This is a genomic window from Streptomyces sp. CGMCC 4.7035 (assembly GCF_031583065.1).
GTDB lineage: Bacteria > Actinomycetota > Actinomycetes > Streptomycetales > Streptomycetaceae > Streptomyces > Streptomyces yaanensis.
Window position 1 is genome coordinate 5,688,586 of record NZ_CP134053.1, and the last position, 19,936, is coordinate 5,708,521.

At 71.5% G+C, this 19,936-nt stretch carries 19 protein-coding genes; 8 read left to right on the top strand and 11 right to left on the bottom strand.

What is annotated here, in order from left to right:
• The first annotated feature begins 2 nt into the window (after nt 1-2).
• Nucleotides 3-1,283 (top strand): cytochrome P450 family protein, encoded by a 1,281-nt coding sequence (locus Q2K21_RS24885; protein ID WP_310775182.1) that lies wholly within the window; start codon nt 3-5, stop codon nt 1,281-1,283.
• A gap of 65 nt (nt 1,284-1,348) precedes the next feature.
• Nucleotides 1,349-2,167: an SAM-dependent methyltransferase gene (locus Q2K21_RS24890; RefSeq protein ID WP_310775184.1), complete on the top strand. Its 819-nt coding sequence runs from the start codon at nt 1,349-1,351 to the stop codon at nt 2,165-2,167.
• 135 nt (nt 2,168-2,302) lie between these two features.
• Here Q2K21_RS24890 and chpE read toward each other — a convergent pair whose 3' ends face one another.
• The 3 genes from chpE to Q2K21_RS24905 all read right to left on the bottom strand — a co-directional run bounded on the left by chpE (nt 2,303) and on the right by Q2K21_RS24905 (nt 4,450).
• Nucleotides 2,303-2,551 (bottom strand): chaplin ChpE, encoded by a 249-nt coding sequence (gene chpE / locus Q2K21_RS24895; RefSeq protein ID WP_310775186.1) that lies wholly within the window; start codon nt 2,549-2,551, stop codon nt 2,303-2,305.
• Between the two features lie 119 nt (nt 2,552-2,670).
• Nucleotides 2,671-3,312 (bottom strand): response regulator transcription factor, encoded by a 642-nt coding sequence (locus Q2K21_RS24900; RefSeq protein WP_310775188.1) that lies wholly within the window; start codon nt 3,310-3,312, stop codon nt 2,671-2,673.
• Nucleotides 3,305-4,450: a GAF domain-containing sensor histidine kinase gene (locus Q2K21_RS24905; protein ID WP_310775190.1), complete on the bottom strand. Its 1,146-nt coding sequence runs from the start codon at nt 4,448-4,450 to the stop codon at nt 3,305-3,307. The genes Q2K21_RS24900 and Q2K21_RS24905 overlap by 8 nt, the downstream gene beginning before the upstream one ends.
• 363 nt (nt 4,451-4,813) lie before the next feature.
• On the opposite strand from Q2K21_RS24905, the gene Q2K21_RS24910 reads away from it, so the two are divergent.
• The 3 genes from Q2K21_RS24910 to Q2K21_RS24920 all read left to right on the top strand — a co-directional run bounded on the left by Q2K21_RS24910 (nt 4,814) and on the right by Q2K21_RS24920 (nt 7,739).
• Entirely contained in the window at nt 4,814-5,509 is a 696-nt protein-coding gene (locus tag Q2K21_RS24910; RefSeq protein ID WP_310775192.1) for an SDR family NAD(P)-dependent oxidoreductase, read from the top strand.
• Nucleotides 5,506-6,621, top strand: coding sequence for an S-adenosylmethionine:tRNA ribosyltransferase-isomerase (locus Q2K21_RS24915; protein ID WP_310775194.1), 1,116 nt, complete (start codon nt 5,506-5,508; stop codon nt 6,619-6,621). The genes Q2K21_RS24910 and Q2K21_RS24915 overlap by 4 nt, the downstream gene beginning before the upstream one ends.
• 305 nt (nt 6,622-6,926) lie before the next feature.
• Nucleotides 6,927-7,739 carry a transglycosylase SLT domain-containing protein gene (locus tag Q2K21_RS24920; RefSeq protein WP_310775196.1) on the top strand — a complete coding sequence of 271 codons (813 nt, stop codon included), beginning with the start codon at nt 6,927-6,929 and terminating at the stop codon, nt 7,737-7,739.
• Between the two features lie 83 nt (nt 7,740-7,822).
• Here Q2K21_RS24920 and Q2K21_RS24925 read toward each other — a convergent pair whose 3' ends face one another.
• Nucleotides 7,823-10,339 carry an ABC transporter ATP-binding protein/permease gene (locus Q2K21_RS24925; protein ID WP_310775198.1) on the bottom strand — a complete coding sequence of 839 codons (2,517 nt, stop codon included), beginning with the start codon at nt 10,337-10,339 and terminating at the stop codon, nt 7,823-7,825.
• 239 nt (nt 10,340-10,578) lie between these two features.
• On the opposite strand from Q2K21_RS24925, the gene Q2K21_RS24930 reads away from it, so the two are divergent.
• Both Q2K21_RS24930 and serB read left to right on the top strand, forming a co-directional pair.
• A complete protein-coding gene (locus Q2K21_RS24930; RefSeq protein WP_310775200.1) occupies nt 10,579-12,753 on the top strand; it encodes a streptophobe family protein in 2,175 nt (724 codons plus the stop codon).
• Nucleotides 12,754-12,912: 159 nt separating this feature from the next.
• On the top strand, nt 12,913-14,124 hold the full coding sequence (gene serB / locus Q2K21_RS24935) for a phosphoserine phosphatase SerB (RefSeq protein ID WP_310775202.1): 1,212 nt from the start codon (nt 12,913-12,915) through the stop codon (nt 14,122-14,124).
• 137 nt (nt 14,125-14,261) lie between these two features.
• Here serB and Q2K21_RS24940 read toward each other — a convergent pair whose 3' ends face one another.
• The 4 genes from Q2K21_RS24940 to Q2K21_RS24955 form a co-directional block, all read right to left on the bottom strand.
• Nucleotides 14,262-14,780 (bottom strand): SixA phosphatase family protein, encoded by a 519-nt coding sequence (locus tag Q2K21_RS24940; RefSeq protein WP_310775203.1) that lies wholly within the window; start codon nt 14,778-14,780, stop codon nt 14,262-14,264.
• 316 nt (nt 14,781-15,096) lie between these two features.
• The gene (locus Q2K21_RS24945) at nt 15,097-15,309 is read right to left on the bottom strand and encodes a hypothetical protein (RefSeq protein ID WP_310775205.1); all 213 of its coding nucleotides are present in this window, start codon (nt 15,307-15,309) and stop codon (nt 15,097-15,099) included.
• A gap of 190 nt (nt 15,310-15,499) precedes the next feature.
• Nucleotides 15,500-15,616, bottom strand: coding sequence for an SGM_5486 family transporter-associated protein (locus Q2K21_RS24950; RefSeq protein WP_268256357.1), 117 nt, complete (start codon nt 15,614-15,616; stop codon nt 15,500-15,502).
• A 73-nt stretch (nt 15,617-15,689) separates the two neighbouring features.
• On the bottom strand, nt 15,690-17,003 hold the full coding sequence (locus Q2K21_RS24955) for a CynX/NimT family MFS transporter (protein WP_310775207.1): 1,314 nt from the start codon (nt 17,001-17,003) through the stop codon (nt 15,690-15,692).
• 98 nt (nt 17,004-17,101) lie between these two features.
• On the opposite strand from Q2K21_RS24955, the gene Q2K21_RS24960 reads away from it, so the two are divergent.
• On the top strand, nt 17,102-17,791 hold the full coding sequence (locus Q2K21_RS24960) for a FadR/GntR family transcriptional regulator (protein WP_310775209.1): 690 nt from the start codon (nt 17,102-17,104) through the stop codon (nt 17,789-17,791).
• 99 nt (nt 17,792-17,890) lie between these two features.
• Here the strand turns inward: Q2K21_RS24960 and Q2K21_RS24965 are convergent, their stop codons facing one another.
• The 3 genes from Q2K21_RS24965 to fabG all read right to left on the bottom strand — a co-directional run bounded on the left by Q2K21_RS24965 (nt 17,891) and on the right by fabG (nt 19,920).
• On the bottom strand, nt 17,891-18,235 hold the full coding sequence (locus Q2K21_RS24965; RefSeq protein WP_310775210.1) for a hypothetical protein: 345 nt from the start codon (nt 18,233-18,235) through the stop codon (nt 17,891-17,893).
• 192 nt (nt 18,236-18,427) lie between these two features.
• Nucleotides 18,428-19,195, bottom strand: coding sequence for an enoyl-ACP reductase FabI (fabI, locus tag Q2K21_RS24970; protein WP_310775212.1), 768 nt, complete (start codon nt 19,193-19,195; stop codon nt 18,428-18,430).
• A gap of 5 nt (nt 19,196-19,200) precedes the next feature.
• Complete coding sequence (fabG, locus tag Q2K21_RS24975; RefSeq protein ID WP_310775214.1) at nt 19,201-19,920, bottom strand: 3-oxoacyl-[acyl-carrier-protein] reductase; 720 nt, start codon at nt 19,918-19,920, stop codon at nt 19,201-19,203.
• Nucleotides 19,921-19,936 lie beyond the last annotated feature (16 nt).

Genomic DNA, 19,936 nt, shown 5'->3' on the forward strand with positions numbered 1-19,936 from the left:
GGATGCCCTCCGCGCAGAGCCCGTCCCAGAGCCCGGTTCCCCAGCCGGTCGAGCTGTTCACCCCGGCCTTCCACCAGGACCCGCACGGGGCGCTCGCCGCACTGCGGCAGACCGCGCCGGCCGTCCCCGTCGTCACGCCGAACGGCCTGCGCACCTGGCTGATCAGCGGGTACGAGCAGGCCCGGGAACTGCTCGCCGACCCCCGGCTCAGCAAGGACATGAGGGTGGGCCGGGACCTGATCCCGCGCAACTTCGCCGACCCCGAGAAGCAGCGGGCGTTCCTCGCCGAGTCCGGCGACCACAGCCAGTTCCCGCAGGTCCTCAGCGTGCACATGCTGGACAGCGATCCCCCCGACCACACCCGGCTGCGCCGCCTCGTCGGCCGGGCCTTCACCGCGCGCCGGGTGGAGGCGCTGCAGCCCAGGATCATCGAGTTCACCGACGAACTGCTGGACGGCATCGCCGGCAGCGAGCGGGTGGACCTGATGGAGGCGCTCGCCTTCCCGGTGCCGTTCACGGTGATCTGCTGGCTGCTCGGCGTACCGCCGGACGACCGGTCCGAGTTCCGCCGCTGGTCCAACCTGCTCGTCTCCGGCGCGGGCACCCCCGAGGTCCGGGACGCCAGCGTCTCGATGATCGCCTACCTGCGGGCGCTGATCGAGAGCAAGCGCACCGAGCCGGCCGACGACATCCTCAGCGACCTCGTCCAGGTGAGCGACGAGGGCGACCAGCTGTCGGACGACGAACTGATCTCCATGGCGTTCCTGCTCCTGGTCGCCGGCCACGAGACCACGGTCAACCTCATCGGCAACGGGACACTCGCCCTGCTCCAGCACCCCGCGGCGCGTGAGCAACTGGCCACCGACCCCGCGCTGTGGCCCGCGGCCGTCGAGGAGTTCCTGCGCTACGACGGACCGGTCACCAACGCCACCTGGCGCTTCACCACGGAACCGGTCGAGGTGGGCTCCGTGCTCATTCCCGAGGGCGAGTTCGTGACGATCTCGCTCGGCGCGGCCGGGCGCGACCCCGCCCGCTACTCCGACCCCGACCGGCTGGACATCACCCGGTCGCACAGCGCCTCGGTCGCCTTCGGCCACGGCATCCACCACTGCCTGGGCGCCCCGCTCGCCCGCCTCGAAGGGCAGATCGTCATCAGCCGTCTCTTCGCCCGCTTCCCGGCACTGCGGCTCGCCGTGGACAGCACCGAACTGCGCTGGCGCAGCAGCCTGATGATGCGCGGCCTGGAGGAACTGCCGGTGCTCACCGGCCGGTCCGCCGTCTGACCCGGCGCCGTACCCGTCCGCCTCCGCAACGCCCGACCCACCACCGACGACTTCAGGAGACACACGTGGAACGACTGGACACCGCACGTCCCAGCTGGGCGCCGCCGGAAGTGGACATCGACACGCCGAGCATCGCCCGGGTGTACGACTACTGGATCGGCGGCACCCACAACTTCCCGGTCGACCGGGAACTCGGCGACCGGGTCTCGGCGGGCAACCCCGGACTCGTCGCCACCCTCCGGGCCAACCGCGCCTTCCTGCGCCGGTCGGTACGGGAACTGTCGGCTCTCGGCATACGCCAGTTCCTGGACATCGGGTCCGGCATCCCCGCCGAGGGCAACGTGCACGACGTCGCCTTGTCCGCCCACCCCGACAGCACCGTCGTCTACGTCGACATCGACCCGGTGGCGGTCGCCCACGGACGGGCGCTCCTCGCCGACGAGCCGAGGGCCGCCGTGTTCCAGGGCGACCTGCACCAGCCGCAGGAGATCCTCCAGGCGGGTGACACCCGTCGGCTGATCGACTTCGACCGCCCGGTCGCCCTGATCCTCGCCGCCGTACTGCACTTCGTACCGGACGGCGAGGACCCGCTGGAGCTGGTCCGCCAGTACACCGCGCCGCTGGTCCCCGGCAGCGCGCTGGTCCTCTCGCACGCGGGGGCCGACGAGGTCCCGCGGACGGCCCCGGAGGCGGCCGAGCAGTACCGGGGTGCGGTCAGCCAGGTCATCTGGCGCAGCACGGCGGAACTCACCGCCCTCTTCGACGGGTTCGACCTGATCTCTCCGGGTGTGGTCCGCGCCCCTCTGTGGCGACCCGCCCCCGACGATCACCCCGACCCGGACCTCGCCATGCTCGCCGGAGTAGCGCTCAAACCGGGGGCGTGAGCGGGCGCGCACCTTCGCCGATCACCCGCGACACGGCGTGCCACTGACAACCGAAGACGCACCCCGTGGGGTGTGCTCGTCCGGCCTCCCTGAGGTGCCGACCGGGAGGCCGGACGTACGTCGTTCCCTCAGGGCTCAGTGGTTGATGCCCAGGTTGCCGAAGGCCGGGTTCAGGACGCCGATCACGCTCACACTGTTGCCGACCGCGTTCACGGGGATGTGGACCGGGGCCTGGATGACGTTGCCCGAGACGACGCCCGGCGAGCCCGCGGCCTTGCCGCACGCGTGCGCCCCGCCCTCGGTGGCGGACGCCAGACCGGCGCTGGCAGCGACCAGTCCACCGGCCACCATCGTGACGGCTGCGGCCTTCTTCAGGTTCTTCACTTCTGAGCCCTCTCCTTGCGATCACTGCGGCAGGCGCCGCAGCACGCACTGAAGAACGCCGGAGATCCACCGAGGATGCGCCGTCCGGGGGACATACACACGACGGTATGAAGATCCGCTCAGCCGTCCACTCCATGGCGCACGGCCCAGAGCGCGGCCTGGGTGCGGTCCGCCAGGTCGAGCTTCATCAGGATGTTCGAGACATGGGTCTTGACCGTCTTCTCCGACAGCACCAGGGCCCGGGCGATCTCCCGGTTCGACCGGCCGTCCGCGATCAGGGCCAGCACCTCCCGCTCCCGCTCGGTGAGCGAACCACCCCTCCCCTGGCCCGGGTTGACCTCCTCCTGGGACAGCAGCGCGCCGGCGACCTCCGGCTGGAGGAGGATGTGCCCCGCGTGCACCGAGCGGATGGCTCCGGCGAGGGCATCGGGGTCGACGTCCTTGTAGACGTAACCGGCGGCGCCCGCGCGCAGGGCCGGGACCACCGTGCGCTGCTCGGTGAAGCTGGTGACGATCAGCACGCGCGCGGGGTTGTCCAGTTCGCGAAGCTTGCGCAGCGCGTCGATACCGTCCATGCCCGGCATCTTGACGTCCATGAGGACGACGTCGGGCTTCAGCTGCTGGGCGCGGGCGACCCCTTCGGCGCCGTCCGAGGCCTCTCCGACGACCTCGATGTCGTCCTGCACTTCGAGGAAGGTGCGCAGCCCACGGCGGACCACCTGGTGGTCGTCGACGAGCAGCACCTTGATTGCGTCAGCCACCAGGGACCTCCATCTCGATCGTGGTGCCCTTCCCGGGCGCCGATTCCACGGTCAGCGTGCCGCCGACCCCGCTCGCCCGGTCACGCATGGAGACCAGGCCCAGGTGGCGTCCCGCGCGGCGTATCGCATGGGGTTCGAAGCCGCTGCCGTCGTCCGTGACGCGCAGGGCGGTGCCCGTACCGCGCTTGCCCAGGGTCACGGCGACCCGCTCGGCCCCGGAGTGCCGCAGGGCGTTGTGCAATGCCTCCTGGGCGACACGCAGCAGTGCCTCCTCCTGGGCCGCCGGCAGTGCGCGCACGCCACGGCTGGTGAAGGTCACGTGCGCGGTGTGGGCGCGGTCGAGGACCTGGACCTGGGTGCGCAGGGTGGCGACGAGCCCGTCCTCGTCGAGGGCCGCGGGGCGCAACTCGACGACGGCGGCGCGCAGTTCGTCCACCGCCTCCGCGGCGAGCGCGGCCACCTGCTGCAGCTCGCCCTTGGCGCGGACCGGGTCACGGTCGACCAGGGTGGCCGCCGCCTGGGCGGTCAGGCGCAGGGAGAAGAGCTTCTGGCTGACCGCGTCGTGCAGCTCGTGCGCCAGCCGGGAGCGCTCCTCGGCGATGGTCAGCTCCCGGCTGCGCTCGTACAGGCGGGCGTTGGTGAGGGCGATCGCGGCGTGCTGGGCGAGGATGGAGAGCAGTTCCTCGTCCTCCTCCGTGAAGCCGCAGCTTCCGTCCGGCTTGGGGCACCGCTTGTTGGCCAGGAACAGCGCGCCGATGATCTCGTCGCCGTCGCGGATGGGCAGGCCGAGGAAGTCGGACATGTCGGGGTGGGCGCTCGGCCAGCCCTCGAAGCGGGGGTCCTTGCGGACGTCGGCGAGCCGCTCGGACTTCGCCTCGTGGAGCATCGCGGCCAGGATGCCGTGCTGGCGCGGGAGCGGGCCGATGGCCTTCCACTGCTCGTCGCTGACGCCGTCCACGACGAACTGGGCGAAGCCCCCGTGGTCGTCCGGGACCCCTAGCGCCGCGTACTCCGCGCCGAGCAGCTCTCGGGCCGAGGCGACGATCGTCTTGAGGACGTCGCGCACCTCGAGGTGCCTGCTCATGGCCAGCAGCGCGGAACTCACCGCGTACAGGCCCGACCGGGGTCCATGGCTCATGACCTCACCGTACCGGCGGGGTGTGACACGCGTATCCGACCCATGGCGGGCCCGTCCGGGCCGGTGGGCCTAGGTCCTGTCGTCAAACTCCCGTCGTCCGCCCGGAGGGCGGGCCCTGCGGCGTCAGGTGCGTGCTCTCGGCGTGCCGGGCGCTGACCCTCGTACTGGATGTACTTGGGTCTGCGCCCGGTGCGGCGAGAGTGCGTGCATGGCGTCGCGGGGCAGGCGGGAGTTTGACGACAGGGCCTAGGTCGAAGGGCCCCTGCTCTTTGCGGCCCGCGTCCGAGGCGGCCGGGCCGGTGCCGTTCCTACGTTGAGGTCACCGCCGATCACCGGCGGCCGAGGGACGAGGGGACGGTAGTCATGCCGGTTGCGATCATCACGGGGGCTTCGAAGGGGCTGGGACGGGCGCTCGGTGCGGCTTTGGCGGAGCGCGGCTGGGATCTGGTGCTGGACGCGCGGACCGCGCCCGTCCTGGAGGAGACGGCGGGCGCCCTGTCTGCGTACGGGACGCGGGTCGAGGCCCTGGCGGGGGACGTCACGGACGCCGGTCACCGGGCCGATCTGGTGGCGGCGGCCCGGAAGCTGGGCGGGCTCGATCTGCTGGTGAACAACGCGAGCGCCCTGGGCGCGGAGCCACTGGTACGGCTGGACGAGCTGCCCCTGGAGGGGCTGCGGCGGGCGCTGGAGGTGAACGTGGTGGCCGCGCTGGGCCTCGTCCAGGAGGGGCTGCCGCTGCTGCGGGCGTCGAGCGCGGGCACGGTGATCACCGTCAGTTCGGACGCGGCGGCCGAGGCGTACGAGACATGGGGCGGGTACGGGGCGTCGAAGGCGGCGCTCGATCATCTGGCGGCGGTGCTCGGCGAGGAGGAGCCCGGGCTGCGGGTGTGGGCGGTCGATCCGGGGGACATGGCCACGGACCTGTACGCGGCGGCCGTACCGGACGACGACGATCCGCGTCCGGCGCCGGAGAGTGTGGTGCCCGCGCTCCTGCGGCTGCTGGACGAGCGTCCGGCGAGCGGCCGCTATGGTGCGCCGTCCCTGCTGGAGGAGCGATGAGGAGGGCGGCGGGGGTCGCCCCGCTCAAGCGCGGCCGAGCGTGGGGGAAGGTCCCGGAGGAGCTGTCGGCACGGGTCCCGGCCGAGCAGCGCGGGCCGGGTCTGAGAAGGGACTCCGTGCGGTTGCTGGTCTCACGCGGCACCGAGGTGTCGCACCACAGGTTCGTGGAGCTGCCGCGGCTGTTGCGGGCGGGGGATCTACTCGTCGTCAATACGTCGCCGACGCTGGCGGCCGCGGTGGACGGGCGGATCGGGCACGCGCGCGTGGTGGTCCACTTCTCGACGTGTGGGGACGACGGTCGATGGGCCGTCGAGCTGCGGGAGCCGGACGGACGGGGCACCACACGCGCGCGGGCGGGAGGGCCCGCGGGAGCAGAGGTGCGGCTTCCGGGCGACGTACGGCTCGTCCTGGAGGAGCCGCTGTCGGGGCGGAGCGGCCGGCTGTGGTGGGCGCGGCCGTCGGATGCGGACGTACGGGGCCTGCTCGGCCGGCACGGGCGCCCCATTCGGTACTCCTATACGGACAGGGACCAGCCGCTGTCCGCGTATCAGACGGTGTTCGCGCTGCCGTCCACCGATGGCGCGGGCAGTGCGGAGATGCCGAGCGCGGCGCGGCCCTTCACCTCGCGGATGGTGGCGGAGCTGGTGAGCCGGGGTGTGTGGTTCGCGCCGGTCACGCTGCACACGGGGGTGGCGTCGGCGGAGGCGCACGAGCCGCCGTACCCGGAGCGGTTCGCGGTGCCTGAAGCGTCCGCGCGGCTGATCAACGCGGCCGAAGCCGGGGAGCGGCGGGTCATCGCGGTCGGTACGACGGCCGTGCGGGCCGTCGAGTCGGCCGTCGGTGCCGACGGTGTCGTACGGGCGCGTGAGGGCTGGACCGATCTCGTGGTGACCCCGGAGCGTGGGGTGCGGGTCGTGGACGGGCTGCTGACCGGGCTGCACGAGCCGGAGGCGTCGCATCTGCTGATGCTGGAGGCGATCGCGGGGCGGGCGGCGATCGACCACGGTTACGAGGAGGCGCTCGCCGGCCGCTATCTGTGGCACGAGTTCGGCGACACCCATCTCATCCTGCCCCGGGAGCGGCATCACATAGGGCATTGCTCTCGCAACTGATGGTGAGACTGACGCGCGGCCGGTGTGACCCCGCGCATAGGGCGCACATCACGTACGAAGAGACATAGGAGACAAGTAAGTCCCGAGTGAACGGGACAGACGGCTTCGTCTGTCCCGTTTTGCCTCTCCTGGCTCCACTATTCCGGATAGTACGTCACACCTTTGCCACGTCATTTTGCGGCCGCTAAGAATTGCTGCCGTCGCTCGGCGCCGCGGGTCTTCGTCCGCGGCGCTTGTGCTGGAAACGCCATGTCCTCCACCGGCACCAGAGCGACCTCCGCGCCAGTCGAAGAGGTCCCTCCGCCATGCCCAACACCAACATTCGTGGTCGTAGTCGTGCGCTGACCAAGACCCACAAGCTGTCGATCGCCTGTGTGGCCGCCCTCGGCGCCGCCGCCCTCGCGTTCACCGCCGTGCCGAGCAGCGCGCAGACCACCACGGACGAGGGCGCAGCCGCGTCGGCGCCGGTGACGTTCAGCAACGAGCCCATCAAGGACGTCAAGGTCAGCGTCACCGACCAGCTGGCCGGCTCCCACCTGAAGGCCGAGGCCATCGCCGCCAGGAAGCAGGCCGCCGACGAGGCCGTCGCGGCCAAGAAGCGGGCCGTCGAGCAGGCCGCGCAGAAGGCCAGGCAGGCCGCCGAACAGGCCAGGCAGGCCGCCGAACAGGCCAGGCAGGCCGCCGAACAGGCCAGGCAGCGTGCGGCGCAGCAGGCGGAGGCACAGCGCAGGGCGCGGGAGGCCGCGAGCCGGGCCGCGCAGCGTCCCCAGGTACGGCCGGCCGCCCCCAAGAGCTACGGCAACAACCTCGACGGCTGGATCCGCCACGCCCTCGACATCATGGCCCAGCACAAGATCCCCGGCAGCTACAACGGCCTGCACCGCAACATCCTGCGGGAGTCGTCCGGCAACCCCATGGCCATCAACAACTGGGACAGCAACGCCGCCAAGGGCATCCCGTCCAAGGGTCTGCTCCAGGTGATCGACCCGACGTTCCGGGCTTACCACGTGGCGGGCACGTCGTGGAACATCTACGACCCGGTCGCGAACATCACCGCCGCCGCCAACTACGCGGCGCACCGGTACGGCTCGATGGACAACGTCAACAGCGCGTACTGAGGCAGGCGCGGGCCTTGAGGTCGCACACGCCGAAGGGCGGCACCCCGTGACGGGTGCCGCCCTTCGGCGTCGTATCGGAGCGACTACTTCCGCATGACCTCGGGCTCGTGCTTGCGCAGGAAGCGGGCCACCAGGAAGCCGCAGATCACGCCGAGGACGATCAGGGCGGCCATGTCCATGCCCCAGGCCGACGCCGTGTGGTCCCACAGAGGGTCCGTGTTGGTCGGGTCCTCGGTGTTCGGGGCGATGTTGTTGAAGTCCAGCGTCGTACCGGCGGCTCCGACCGCCCAGCGGGACGGCATCAGATACGAGAACTCATTGACGCCGAGCGTGCCGTTCAGGGTGAAGAGGCAGCCGGTGAAGACGACCTGGATGATCGCGAACATGACCAGCAGCGGCATGGTCTTCTCGGCGGTCTTCACCAGCGCGGAGATGACCAGGCCGAACATCATCGAGGTGAAGCCAAGCGCCATGATCGGCAGGCACAGCTCGAACAGTGTGTTGCCACCCAGGACGAGGCCCTCCTGGGGGATTCCACGGCTGGAGAACCCGATCATGCCGACCATGAGGCCCTGGAGCAGGGTGATGGTGCCGAGCACGATCACCTTCGACATCAGGTAGGCGGAGCGGGACAGGCCCGTGGCGCGCTCCCGCTCGTAGATGACCCGTTCCTTGATCAGCTCACGGACGGAGTTGGCGGCGCCCGCGAAGCACGCGCCGACCGCGAGGATCAGCAGGACCGTCGTGGCCGTGCCGTTCGGGATGGGCACATGGGTGCGCGAGTTGATCGGGCGGACCAGCAGGTCCTTGTCGCTGTCGATGAGCAGGCTCACCGCGCCGAGCACCGCGGGCAGGATCACCGTCAGCGCCAGGAAGCCCTTGTCGGAGGCTATGACGGCCCCATACCGCCGGACAAGCGTGCCGAGCTGGGAGAACCAGCCCTGCGGCTTGGGCGGTTTCATCGCCTGCATCGGCGGCATCTGTACGGCCTGTGGCGCGACGGCGTCGATCTCCGCGGCGTACATCTGGTAGTGCTGCGAGCCCTTCCAGCGGCCCGCCCAGTCGTAGTCGCGGTAGTTCTCGAAGGCGGAGAAGACGTCGGCCCAGGTCTCGTAACCGAAGAAGTTCAGTGCCTCCTCCGGCGGGCCGAAGTAGGCGACGCTGCCGCCGGGCGCCATCACCAGCAGCTTGTCGCACAGGGCCAGCTCGGCCACCGAGTGGGTGACGACGAGGACCGTACGGCCGTCGTCGGCGAGGCCGCGCAGCAGCTGCATCACGTCGCGGTCCATGCCCGGGTCGAGACCGGAGGTCGGCTCGTCCAGGAAGATCAGCGACGGCTTGGTGAGCAGCTCCAGAGCCACCGAGACGCGCTTGCGCTGACCACCGGAGAGGGAGGTGACCTTCTTCTCCTTGTGGACGTCCAGCTTCAGCTCACGCAGCACCTCGTCGATGCGGTTCTCGCGCTCGGCGGCCGTGGTGTCGGCGGGGAAGCGCAGCTTGGCCGCGTATTTGAGGGCCTTCTTGACGGTCAGCTCCTTGTGCAGGATGTCGTCCTGCGGGACCAGACCGATGCGCTGGCGCAGCTCGGCGAACTGCTTGTACAGATTCCGGTTGTCGTAGAGGACGTCGCCCTGGTTGGCGGGGCGGTAGCCGGTGAGCGCCTTCAGCAGGGTCGACTTGCCCGAGCCGGACGGGCCGATGACCGCGATGAGCGACTTCTCCGGGACGCCGAAGGACACGTCCTTGAGGATCTGCTTGCCGCCGTCGACCGTGACGGTGAGGTGGCGGGCGGAGAAGGAGACCTCACCGGTGTCGACGAACTCCTCAAGGCGGTCGCCGACGATCCGGAACGTCGAGTGGCCGACGCCGACGATGTCGGCCGGGCCGAGCAGCGCGGAGCCGCCCTTGCCGATCGGCATACCGTTGACGAACGTGCCGTTGTGCGAGCCCAGGTCACGGATCTCGAAACGCCCGTCGGGCATGGCGTGGAACTCGGCGTGGTGGCGGGAGACCTGGAGGTCCGAGACGACCAGGTCGTTCTCCAGCGCACGGCCGATGCGCATCACGCGGCCGAGGGCAAGCTGGTGGAAGGTGGTCGGACTGCGGTCGCCGTAGACCGGTGGCACCCCCGCACCACCACCGGGACCCTGCTGCGGCGGGATCTGCGCGGCAGCCTGCTGCGGCTCATTCCGGACCTGCTGCTGCGGTGCCTGCTGCTGCGGCTGCTGGGCCCAGCCGGCGCTCGCGCCCTGGGCCGCGTACGGCTGCTGCTGGGGCTGGGCCTGCGGGGCGGCGACGGCGGCCGCGGCACCCGAGAGATTCAGGCGCGGTCCGTCAGTGGCGTTGCCCAGATGCACGGCCGAGCCAGGACCGATCTCCGCCTGATGGTGGATCCGTCGGCCCTGTACGAAGGTGCCGTTGGTGCTGCCCTGGTCCTCGATGATCCAACTGTGGCCGTTCCAGCTGATCGTGGCGTGGCGCCAGGAAACCCTGGCGTCTTCGAACACGATGTCACCCTGCGGATCACGTCCGAGGATGTATGACCGGGACGCATCGAGCGACCAGGTGCGTCCGTTCAATTCCAGTACGAGTTCAGGCACTCCACGCCCCACAGAGTTCTCCCCCGAGTTACCCCCATCACAGGGAGTGTAGGGATGTCGAAGATCGTGAGGAACTATTTCAGGCTCGGCCCTCTGACAGAAAGTCGGACCCTGTGACGCCTGCCCACGGCCGCCCCGCCATTGCCCGTTGACGGGGTGGAAACCGGCCCGGAGAGTGGTAATCCCACGCGAGGGGGACATCCGCGGTGGAACGCCGCGGCGCGGATCGGGGGCTGACGATGGACATCGAGACCGCGCGGGACGGTCGGAGGCTGCCGTGGATCGATGTGCTGCTGTCCGCGATCGCCTCCGTGAGCTGGGCGTTGATCGGGATGGCGGGGACGGCGGCACTCGGTCTGCATCTGCTCCAGGCGGACGCGGCGGGCTCGCTCGGGCCGATGACCGCGGCTGTCGTGGCACTTGGGGCGAACGGGTCGGTCACACCCTCCGGGGACGTGTCGGCGTTCGGCCTGAAGGGAGCGGAGGCGACGACCGCCATAGAGATCACGCCCCTGGGCGTGAGCCTGGTCGGCGCCCTCCTGCTCTGCTGGTTCTTCCTGCGTTCCTTGCGCACCGCGGGAGTTGTCGTCGCGCCCGCCGAACTCCTCGCGCGCGCGGGCGCGGTGGTCGTGCTGTTCGTGGCCATGCTGGGCGGCCTCGCCTGGGCGGGCCACGACGTCGTCACCATCGACGGGGGCTCGCTCGGGCTCGACGACCTGCCCGGCGGGGGTGGAGGCGGCGGCATCGACGTCCCCGGGCTCGGGGACATCGGCGGGCTGCTGCCGGACCGGCTCGGCAACCTCGTCCACGCCAAGGCCGCGGTCGGCTTCACCGTCGATACGGTGCCCACGCTGCTCGGGGGCGCCGCGTGGGCGGCCGGTGTTCTGCTGGTCGCGCTGCTCGCGTCCCGGCGCACGCCCCTGCCGCGCGGCTGGGAAGCGGTACACAGGGTGGTACGCCCGGCCGTGTCCGCGCTGGTGACCGTGGGGCTGGTGGCGGTGGCCGCCGGGTTCGCGGCGGCCGGGTACGCGGCGATCGGCGACGACCATCCGGGGCGGATCGTGGGGGCGGCGCTGCTCGGCGCGCCCAACGGGGTGTGGCTGGGCATCCCGATCGGCCTGTTCGTACCGTGGGACGGCGTGGCCACCGGTGAGCTGGCGAAACTGCTGCCGGACCCGTTGGACCGGCTGCTGAGTGTGCGGTCGGACCAGCCGGTCACACTGGGGCGCCTGGCCGAACTGGACGGCAGGGTGTGGCTGCTGGCGGTCGCCGCGGCGCTCATGATGCTCCTCGCGGGAGTCCTGACCGCCGCGCGTACGCCTCTTGTACGAGCCCGTGATGCGGCGACGGACCCAATCCTGGCTCCCTCTGCCGTACGGGACCCGGGTCCCCTCGGCTTCGCAGGGCGCTGCGCACTTCGGCTCGGGATCGTGACGGCGCTCGCACTGCCGTTGTTGGTCTGGCTGACGGACGTGTCGGTGGACGCCGCGCTGTCCGTGTTCGGATTCGACGCGTTCGGCGCGGGAATCGAGCTGCACGGGCACCTCGGCATGGCGCTGCTGCTGGGTGCCGTGTGGGGCGCGGGCGCCGGGGCGGCCGGGGCGCTGCTCGCCTGTGCGACCGGGGCGGCGGGGAGCCGGGCGGCGCCGTTGGCACGGGGTGAGGCGGGGCGGGCGGCGCCGCCACCGCCGTACGGGACGCCGGCGCAGCATGCGGGACCGTACGCGCCGAGCAACCCGTACCGCCCGCCGAACCCGGACACGAACCCCTACCTGAGGCTGCCGGAAGAGCTGCGCGAGCCCGAGGACACGCGGCCGGGTGAGGGCGGACGGACAAGGGGGTTGTGGAGGAAGGACGGGGTGCGTCCGCCGTCCGGGGGGTTCGGACCGGAGGGGCGGCCGGACGCCGGGGGACGGCCGGGCGGCGGCGACGGGCCTCGATGGGGGACGGCCCGGGAGCCCGCGTCACCACCCGAGAACACCGGACCGCCCCAGGCACCGCCCGGCGGCAGGGGCGCATGGCCCGAGCGCACCGGCCCCCACCAAGCGCCACCCGAGCACACCAGCCCCCGCCAAGCGCCGCCCGAGCACACCTGGCCGCCCCAGGCGCCGCCCGAGCACACCTGGCCGCCCCAGGCGCCGCCCGCAGCACCCGGCGAAGGCGCGCCGCCGCCCCACCGTGCCGTTCCGCCCCGGGCGCCCTCCGGTGACAGCGCGCCGCCACCCGACGATGCCCTGCCGCCCGCGCCCCATGACGTGTATGGCGCCCCCACCGTGATCGGGCCGATCGAGCCGCCTGCCCGGGCTCCGAAGCGGCCGCCGCGAGGCACGTCTCCCGCCTCGGAGCAGGGGCCGCCCCCGCCGCCACCTCCCCCGCCCCCGCCTCCTCCCGGCCGGCCCCGGGGGCGCGGCTGACGGGCCTGTCGTCCCCCCTCGCCGGCCGCTCCACGCCTCTACCCTGCGCCTTCGCCGGCGATCAAGGCGTACGTCATCTGCTCGCCACCCACTGTTCCCTGTCCGCTGGGCGGACCGGGCACGCGGAGGGCACTGGGTGACGGATACGGTGGGAACACCATGAGCGCTTCGCAGACCTCCGACGCCCCCACTCTCCTTGTCAAGATCTTCGGCAAGGACCGGCCCGGCCTGACCGCCGGCCTGTTCGAGACCCTTGCCGCCTACAACGTCGACGTGGTCGACATCGAGCAGGTCGTCACCCGGGGCCGGATGGTGCTGTGCGCCCTCGTGAGCATGCCCCCGTCCGGGCTGGAGGGCGATCTGCGGGCGACCGTCCACAGCTGGGCGGAGTCCATGAAGATGCAGGCGGAGATCATCTCCGGCATCGGCGACAACCGTCCGCGTGGCCTCGGCCGCTCCCTCGTCACCGTCCTCGGCCACCCGCTCACCGCCGAGTCGACGGCCGCGATCGCCGCCCGTATCACCGCCGCAGGCGGCAACATCGACCGTATCTTCCGGCTCGCCAAGTACCCGGTGACGGCCGTCGAGTTCGCCGTGTCCGGTGTGGAGACCGAGCCGCTGCGCACCGCCCTGGTGACCGACGCCGCGGCACTCGGTGTCGACGTCGCCGTCGTCGCCGCCGGTCTGCACCGGCGGGCCCAGCGCCTCGTCGTCATGGACGTGGATTCGACGCTCATCCAGGACGAGGTCATCGAGCTGTTCGCCGCGCACGCCGGCTGCGAGGCGGAGGTCGCCGAGGTGACCGCGGCCGCCATGCGGGGCGAGCTGGACTTCGAGCAGTCGCTGCACGCGCGCGTGGCGCTGCTCAAGGGGCTCGACGCGTCGGTCGTGGAGAAGGTACGCGCCGAGGTCCGGCTCACTCCGGGCGCGCGCACCCTGATCCGTACGCTCAAGCGGCTCGGCTTCCAAGTGGGTGTGGTCTCCGGTGGGTTCACCCAGGTCACGGACGATCTGAAGGAGCGGCTCGGGCTCGACTTCGCCCAGGCCAACACCCTGGAGATCGTCGACGGGAAGCTCACCGGCAAGGTCGTCGGCGAGATCGTGGACCGTGCGGGCAAGGCACGGCTGCTGCGCCGGTTCGCCGCCGAGGCGGGCGTACCGCTGGCGCAGACCGTGGCGATCGGCGACGGCGCCAATGACCTCGACATGCTCAACGCGGCCGGTCTGGGCGTCGCCTTCAACGCCAAGCCCGTCGTCCGCGAGGCCGCGCACACCGCGGTGAACTTCCCCTTCCTGGACACCGTCCTCTATCTGCTCGGTGTCACCCGGGAAGAGGTCGAGGCGGCGGACACGCACGACGACGCGCACTGAGGGGCGCGCCCGCACATCGGCGCTCCGCGCGCCCGCGCGCCCGCACGTACGCGAGTGCCCGCACGTACCCGAGTGCGCGCACGTCGACGGGGCCCGGCACCGTGGTGGTGCCGGGCCCCGTCCCGTTCCGCGGGGGTTTACTCGCTCGGCGTCCAGTAGTCGATCAGGGTGGCCACGCCCGGCTCCAGCGACTTCCAGGAACCGTCGAAGGAGAGTACGGCGAAGGCGGCGGCCGGGAAGCCGCGTCGGCTCATCCGCTCACGGGCTTCCTCCTCGGCCTCGCCGGCGAGGACCTCGGCAAGGCCCTGGATGCCCGGGTTGTGGCCAATGAGGATCACGTTCCGCACGTCGTCGGGGGTTTCGTTGAGCACGGCGATCAGCTCGCCGGGCGAGGCCTCGTAGACCCGCTCCTCGTAGACGGTTTTCGGCCGATGCGGAAGCTCCTGGACCGCGAGCTTCCAGGTCTCGCGTGTGCGGGTCGCGGTGGAGCAGAGGGCCTGATCGAAGGGGATGCCGCTGTCGGCCAGCTTGCGTCCGGCGACGGCGGCGTCCATGCGGCCCCGGTCGGCGAGGGGACGCTCATGGTCGGGCACCTGCGGCCAGTCGGCCTTCGCATGCCGGAAGAGGACAATCCTGCGGGGTTCTGCGGAGCTCATGGGTCCCAGCTTCGCATGAAACAGGCCAATGGGCGCAGGTAGTTGGCGGCGTCGGGGGCGCACCCGCGTACCGACGGCTCACCAGGGGGCCTGCGCCCGCCCCCACCCCGTCTGAAGAGGCCGTTTGCGGTCGGACGGACGGATTCCACGGGCGCCCCGCCGGGCGGGGGGCTGTCCAGGGCCCCTGGTCGGACGGACGGATTCCACGGGCGCTCCACCAGGCGGGGGCTGTCCAGGGCCCCTGGCCGGACAGGCAATGTCCCGGACGCCTGGCCCGACGGGCCGGTTCACGGCCACCCCACCGGACCAGCCTCGGTCACGACGCGTGGTGCGTCACCGCCTGCTGGACGTGCTCGACGAGGTGGCTGAGGGCGGGGTCGCCGCCGGCGCTCGCGTCCGCCGGGTTGAGTATCAGCGCCAGCAGGATGACGAAGGCCAGGGTGGGCAGGGCGAGGGCCCACCAGGGCAGCCGGATGTCGAGGCCGCCCGTGGTCGCCGGGTGGGTCCGGGTGTGCGTGCGGGCCGACATGACTGCCTCCGTGGGTCTTCGGGTGGTCCGTGGTCCGCGTCCCGCGGCCACATCTCGAAGGTACGGACTCCGGGATCCTCAACCCATCCGGTGATCCACCCACTTGACCCTGAGACTCACCCCCTAGGGGGTGGTGGGGTCAGCCCCAGGGGATGGTGGGGTCAGCCCCACCTCGGGCCGGGGCGTTCCGTCAGGGAGAGGCGATCGTCGCGATGACGGCGATGATCACGAAGATGGCGAAGAACGTGCCGAAGACGAGCAGCATCTTCTTCTGGCCGTTCTGGGGGTTCGGGTCGAGCACGGGCATACGGTCAGTCTCGCACCCCTCCCCCGCCCGGGCTCCGGCGGGGTCGGTGACATCCGGCGGCCCGGGCGTCGGCTCAGCGCGCCGCCTCGTCCTCCACGGTCCGGTCGCGGCCGGCCAGGACGCCCACCACCATCTGCGGGACCATCAGCCCGGCCATGAGGGCGAGCGGCAGTCCCCAGCCGCCGCTGTGCTGGTAGAGGACGCCGACCAGCAGCGGCCCCGGGATCGACAGCAGATACCCGGTGCTCTGCGCGAACGCCGACAGCTTGGCCACGCCCGCGCCCGTCCGGGCCCGCATCCCCACCATGGTCAGCGCCAGCGGGAAGGCGCAGTTGGAGACGCCGAGCAGCAGCGCCCATGCCCAGGCCCCGGCGGCCGGGGCCCAGTACAGGCCCGCGTACCCGGCCAGACCGCAGACGCCGAGCACGACCGCGATCGGCCCCTGGTGCGGCAGCCGGCCGGCCAGCCGCGGGATGACGAAGGCGAGGGGTACCCCCATCACCATCGTGACGGCCAGGAGCAGACCGGCCGTGCCGGCGGGGACCCCGGAGTCGCGGAAGATCTGCGCCATCCAGCCCATCGTGATGTACGCGGCGGTCGCCTGGAGCCCGAAGAACACCGCCAGCGCCCAGGCGGTACGGCTCCGGGTGATCCGCAGCCCGTCGGGCTCTTCCCGGCCGGAGGCCGTGGCGGGGGCGCTCGCCGCGGAATCGGCACCCCGGGCGCGTACGAACGGGAGCCACGGCAGCACGGCAGCCGCCGACAGCGCCGCCCAGACGACGAGCCCCGACCGCCAGCTTCCGCCGAGCGCGTCGGTCAGGGGCACCGTGACCGCCGCCGAGGCCGATGTGCCCAGGGCGAGGGCCATCGAGTACAGGCCCGTCATCGAACCCACCCGGTCCGGGAACCAGCGCTTGACGATCACCGGCATCAGGACATTGCTGACGGCGATGCCCATCAGGGCGAGCGCGCTGGCGACCAGGAAACCGGCGGTGTTCCCGGCGTACGGGCGGATCACCAGGCCGGCGGTGATCGCGACCATCCCGGCGCAGACCACCGCACCCGGTCCGAAGCGGCGGGCGAGCCTGGGCGCCATGACGCCGAAGACGGCGAAGCAGAGCGGGGGGACGGAGGTGAGCAGTCCCGCGAGGCTGCCGCTCATGCCGAGCCCGTCGCGCACCTCTTCGAAGAGGGCGCCGAGGCTGGTGATGGCGGGCCGCAGGTTGAGTGCGGCGAGGACGATACCGGCGACCAGCAGCCGCCCGATCCACGCGCGCGTGGCGGGCGTCCCGCCCCCGGTCCGGGTCTCGGTCTCGGCCTGGGCGGAACTGCGTAGCGGTGCGGACGTCAGCGTCCCGGTCTCTTCAGGCGTCGTCGGAGTCGTCATGGGGGCCATCATAGAATCATAGGATGATTGGGGCTCGCCCTTACGTTACGCTCCGTATCCTCCGGCCACGCACAAGGGCCCCGCACGAAGGACCGGTCATGCCGCTGAGCCACCCCCGCCGATCCGCACTGTCCGAGCAGGTCATCGCCGAGCTGCGGAATCAGATCACCTCGGGCGAATGGCCGGTGGGCTCCCGCATCCCGACCGAGCCCGAGCTGGTCGAGCAGCTCGGGGTCGCCCGCAACACGGTCCGGGAGGCCGTGCGGGCGCTCGCGCACAACGGTCTGCTGGACATCCGCCAGGGTTCGGGGACGTACGTGGTGGCGGCCAGCGAGCTGGCGGGCGTGATGCATCGCCGGTTCGCCGACGCCGACCCCAACCACATCGCCGAGCTGCGCTCCACCCTTGAGGCGGGCGCCGCCCAGCTGGCCGCCGAGCGACGCACCGAGCGCGACCTGAAGCAGCTGGACGCGCTGCTCGTACGCCGCGAGGAGGCCTGGGAATCCGGGGACGCGGAGGCGTTCGTGGCCGCGGACGCGACGTTCCACATGGCGGTGGTGGCCGCCTCCCACAACGACGTGATGACGGCGATGTACGCGGACCTGGGCGAGGTGCTGCGGGACTGGCTGCGCGGCGGAATCACCGAGGGACTGACGCCGGACATGTACATCGACCACGCGGGGCTCATGGACGCGATCCGCGCGGGCGACTCGGCGGCGGCAGCCACCGAGGCGGCGAGCTATCCGTTCATGTGCCACCCGGCACGCAGGAAGTCCCCCGGCCGCTGACCGCGGCCCACCTCTGGTGACCGACCCACGTCACCCCTGGTGACCGACCCACGTCACCCCTGGTGACCGACCCACGTCACCCCTGGTGACCGACCTACGTCACCTCTGGTGACTGACCCATGCCGAGCGGACCTTGTCCCAGCAGCGGCCGCTCAGCCGTACGGTCATCGCGGGCCCGGCGTCGACCGGGGCGGTGTCCGTATCGATGTCCCACCAGGGGTCGCACTCGATGTGCAGGCGCACGTGATCTGTCTCGGGATACGGGTTGTGGCAGTACGCGACGGCCTCCGAACCGGTCACGCGGACCCGGCACTCGGCCCCGAAGGGCTGCGGGTCGGGGGTCTTCCCGGCCTTCACGCGCGCGTGCGGCATGGCCTCGTACGACAGCGTGACCACCAGCGAGACGGCGACGAGGAACGGGGCGAAACGGCGGGGCAGGCGCACAACGGGACCTCCTCGGCCGTACGGCTGCGGGGCGGTGCGTACTCCCAGCGTGCGCGCCGAGCAGCCTCGAACGCCCGGTCAGGTACTCCGAACGGGCGACGCCCCGCTCCCCGCGCGGAGCGGGAAACGGGGCGTCGGACTGAGAGCACCGACCGGCGCACGCGATGGCCTGCGTGCGCCGGTCGCGCATGCTCAGGCGCCGATGGCGTGCAGACCGCCGTCCACGTGGACGATCTCGCCGGTGGTCTTCGGGAACCAGTCGCTGAGCAGGGCGACGACACCACGGCCGGCCGGCTCGGGGTCCGTGAGGTCCCACTCCAGGGGGGCGCGGGTGTCCCAGACGGAGGCCAGCTCGGAGAAGCCCGGGATGGACTTGGCCGCCATGGAGCCGATCGGGCCCGCGGAGATGAGGTTGCAGCGGATGTTCTGCTTGCCCAGGTCACGCGCCATGTAGCGGTTGGTGGCCTCCAGGGCGGCCTTGGCCGGACCCATCCAGTCGTACTGCGGCCAGGCGTACTGCGCGTCGAAGGTGAGGCCGACGACCGATCCGCCGTTCTGCATCAGCGGCAGGCAGGCCATGGTCAGCGACTTCAGGGAGAACGCCGAGACGTGCATGGCGGTCGCGACCGACTCGAACGGCGTGTTGAGGAAGTTGCCGCCGAGGGCGTCCTGCGGGGCGAAGCCGATGGAGTGCACGACGCCGTCGAGCCCACCCAGCTCCTCGCCGACGATGTCGGCCAGACGCCCGAGGTGCTCGTCGTTGGTGACGTCGAGCTCGATGACCTTGGTGGGCTTGGGGAGCTTCTTGGCGATGCGCTCGGTCAGCGTGGGCCGCGGGAACGCGGTCAGGATGATCTCCGCGCCCTGCTCCTGGGCCAGCTTCGCGGTGTGGAACGCGATGGAGGACTCCATCAGCACGCCGGTGATCAGGACGCGCTTGCCCTCGAGAATTCCGCTCATGGTGATCAGTGACCCATTCCCAGTCCGCCGTCAACGGGGATGACGGCTCCAGTGATGTACGAGGCGTCGTCGGAGGCGAGGAACCGCACCGCCGCGGCGATCTCCTCGGGCTGCGCGTACCGGGCGAGCGGCACCTGCGACACGATGTTCGCGCGCTGCTCGTCGGTGAGCACCTTGGTCATGTCGGTGTCGACGAAGCCGGGCGCGACGACGTTGAAGGTGATGTTGCGCGAACCCAGCTCACGGGCGAGGGAGCGCGCGAAGCCGACCAGGGCGGCCTTGGAGGCGGCGTAGTTCGCCTGCCCGGCCGAGCCGAGCAGCCCGACGACCGACGAGATCAGCACCACGCGGCCCTTCTTGGCGCGCAGCATGCCGCGGTTGGCGCGCTTCACGACGCGGAAGGTGCCGGTGAGGTTGGTGTCGATGACCGAGGTGAAGTCCTCCTCGCTCATGCGCATCAGGAGCTGGTCCTTGGTGACGCCGGCGTTGGCGACGAGGACCTCGACCGGGCCGTGCTGGGCCTCGATCTCCTTGTAGGCCTGCTCCACCTGCTCGGTGTCGGTGATGTCGCACCTGACCGCGAGACAGCCCAAGTCCGTGAGGACGGCCGGCGGCTCACCCGAGCGGTATGTGATCGCGACCTTGTCGCCGGCCTCGGCGAACGCGCGGGCGATGGCGAGGCCGATGCCCCGGTTGCCTCCAGTGACGAGAACCGAGCGGCTCAACGGATCACCCTTTCGA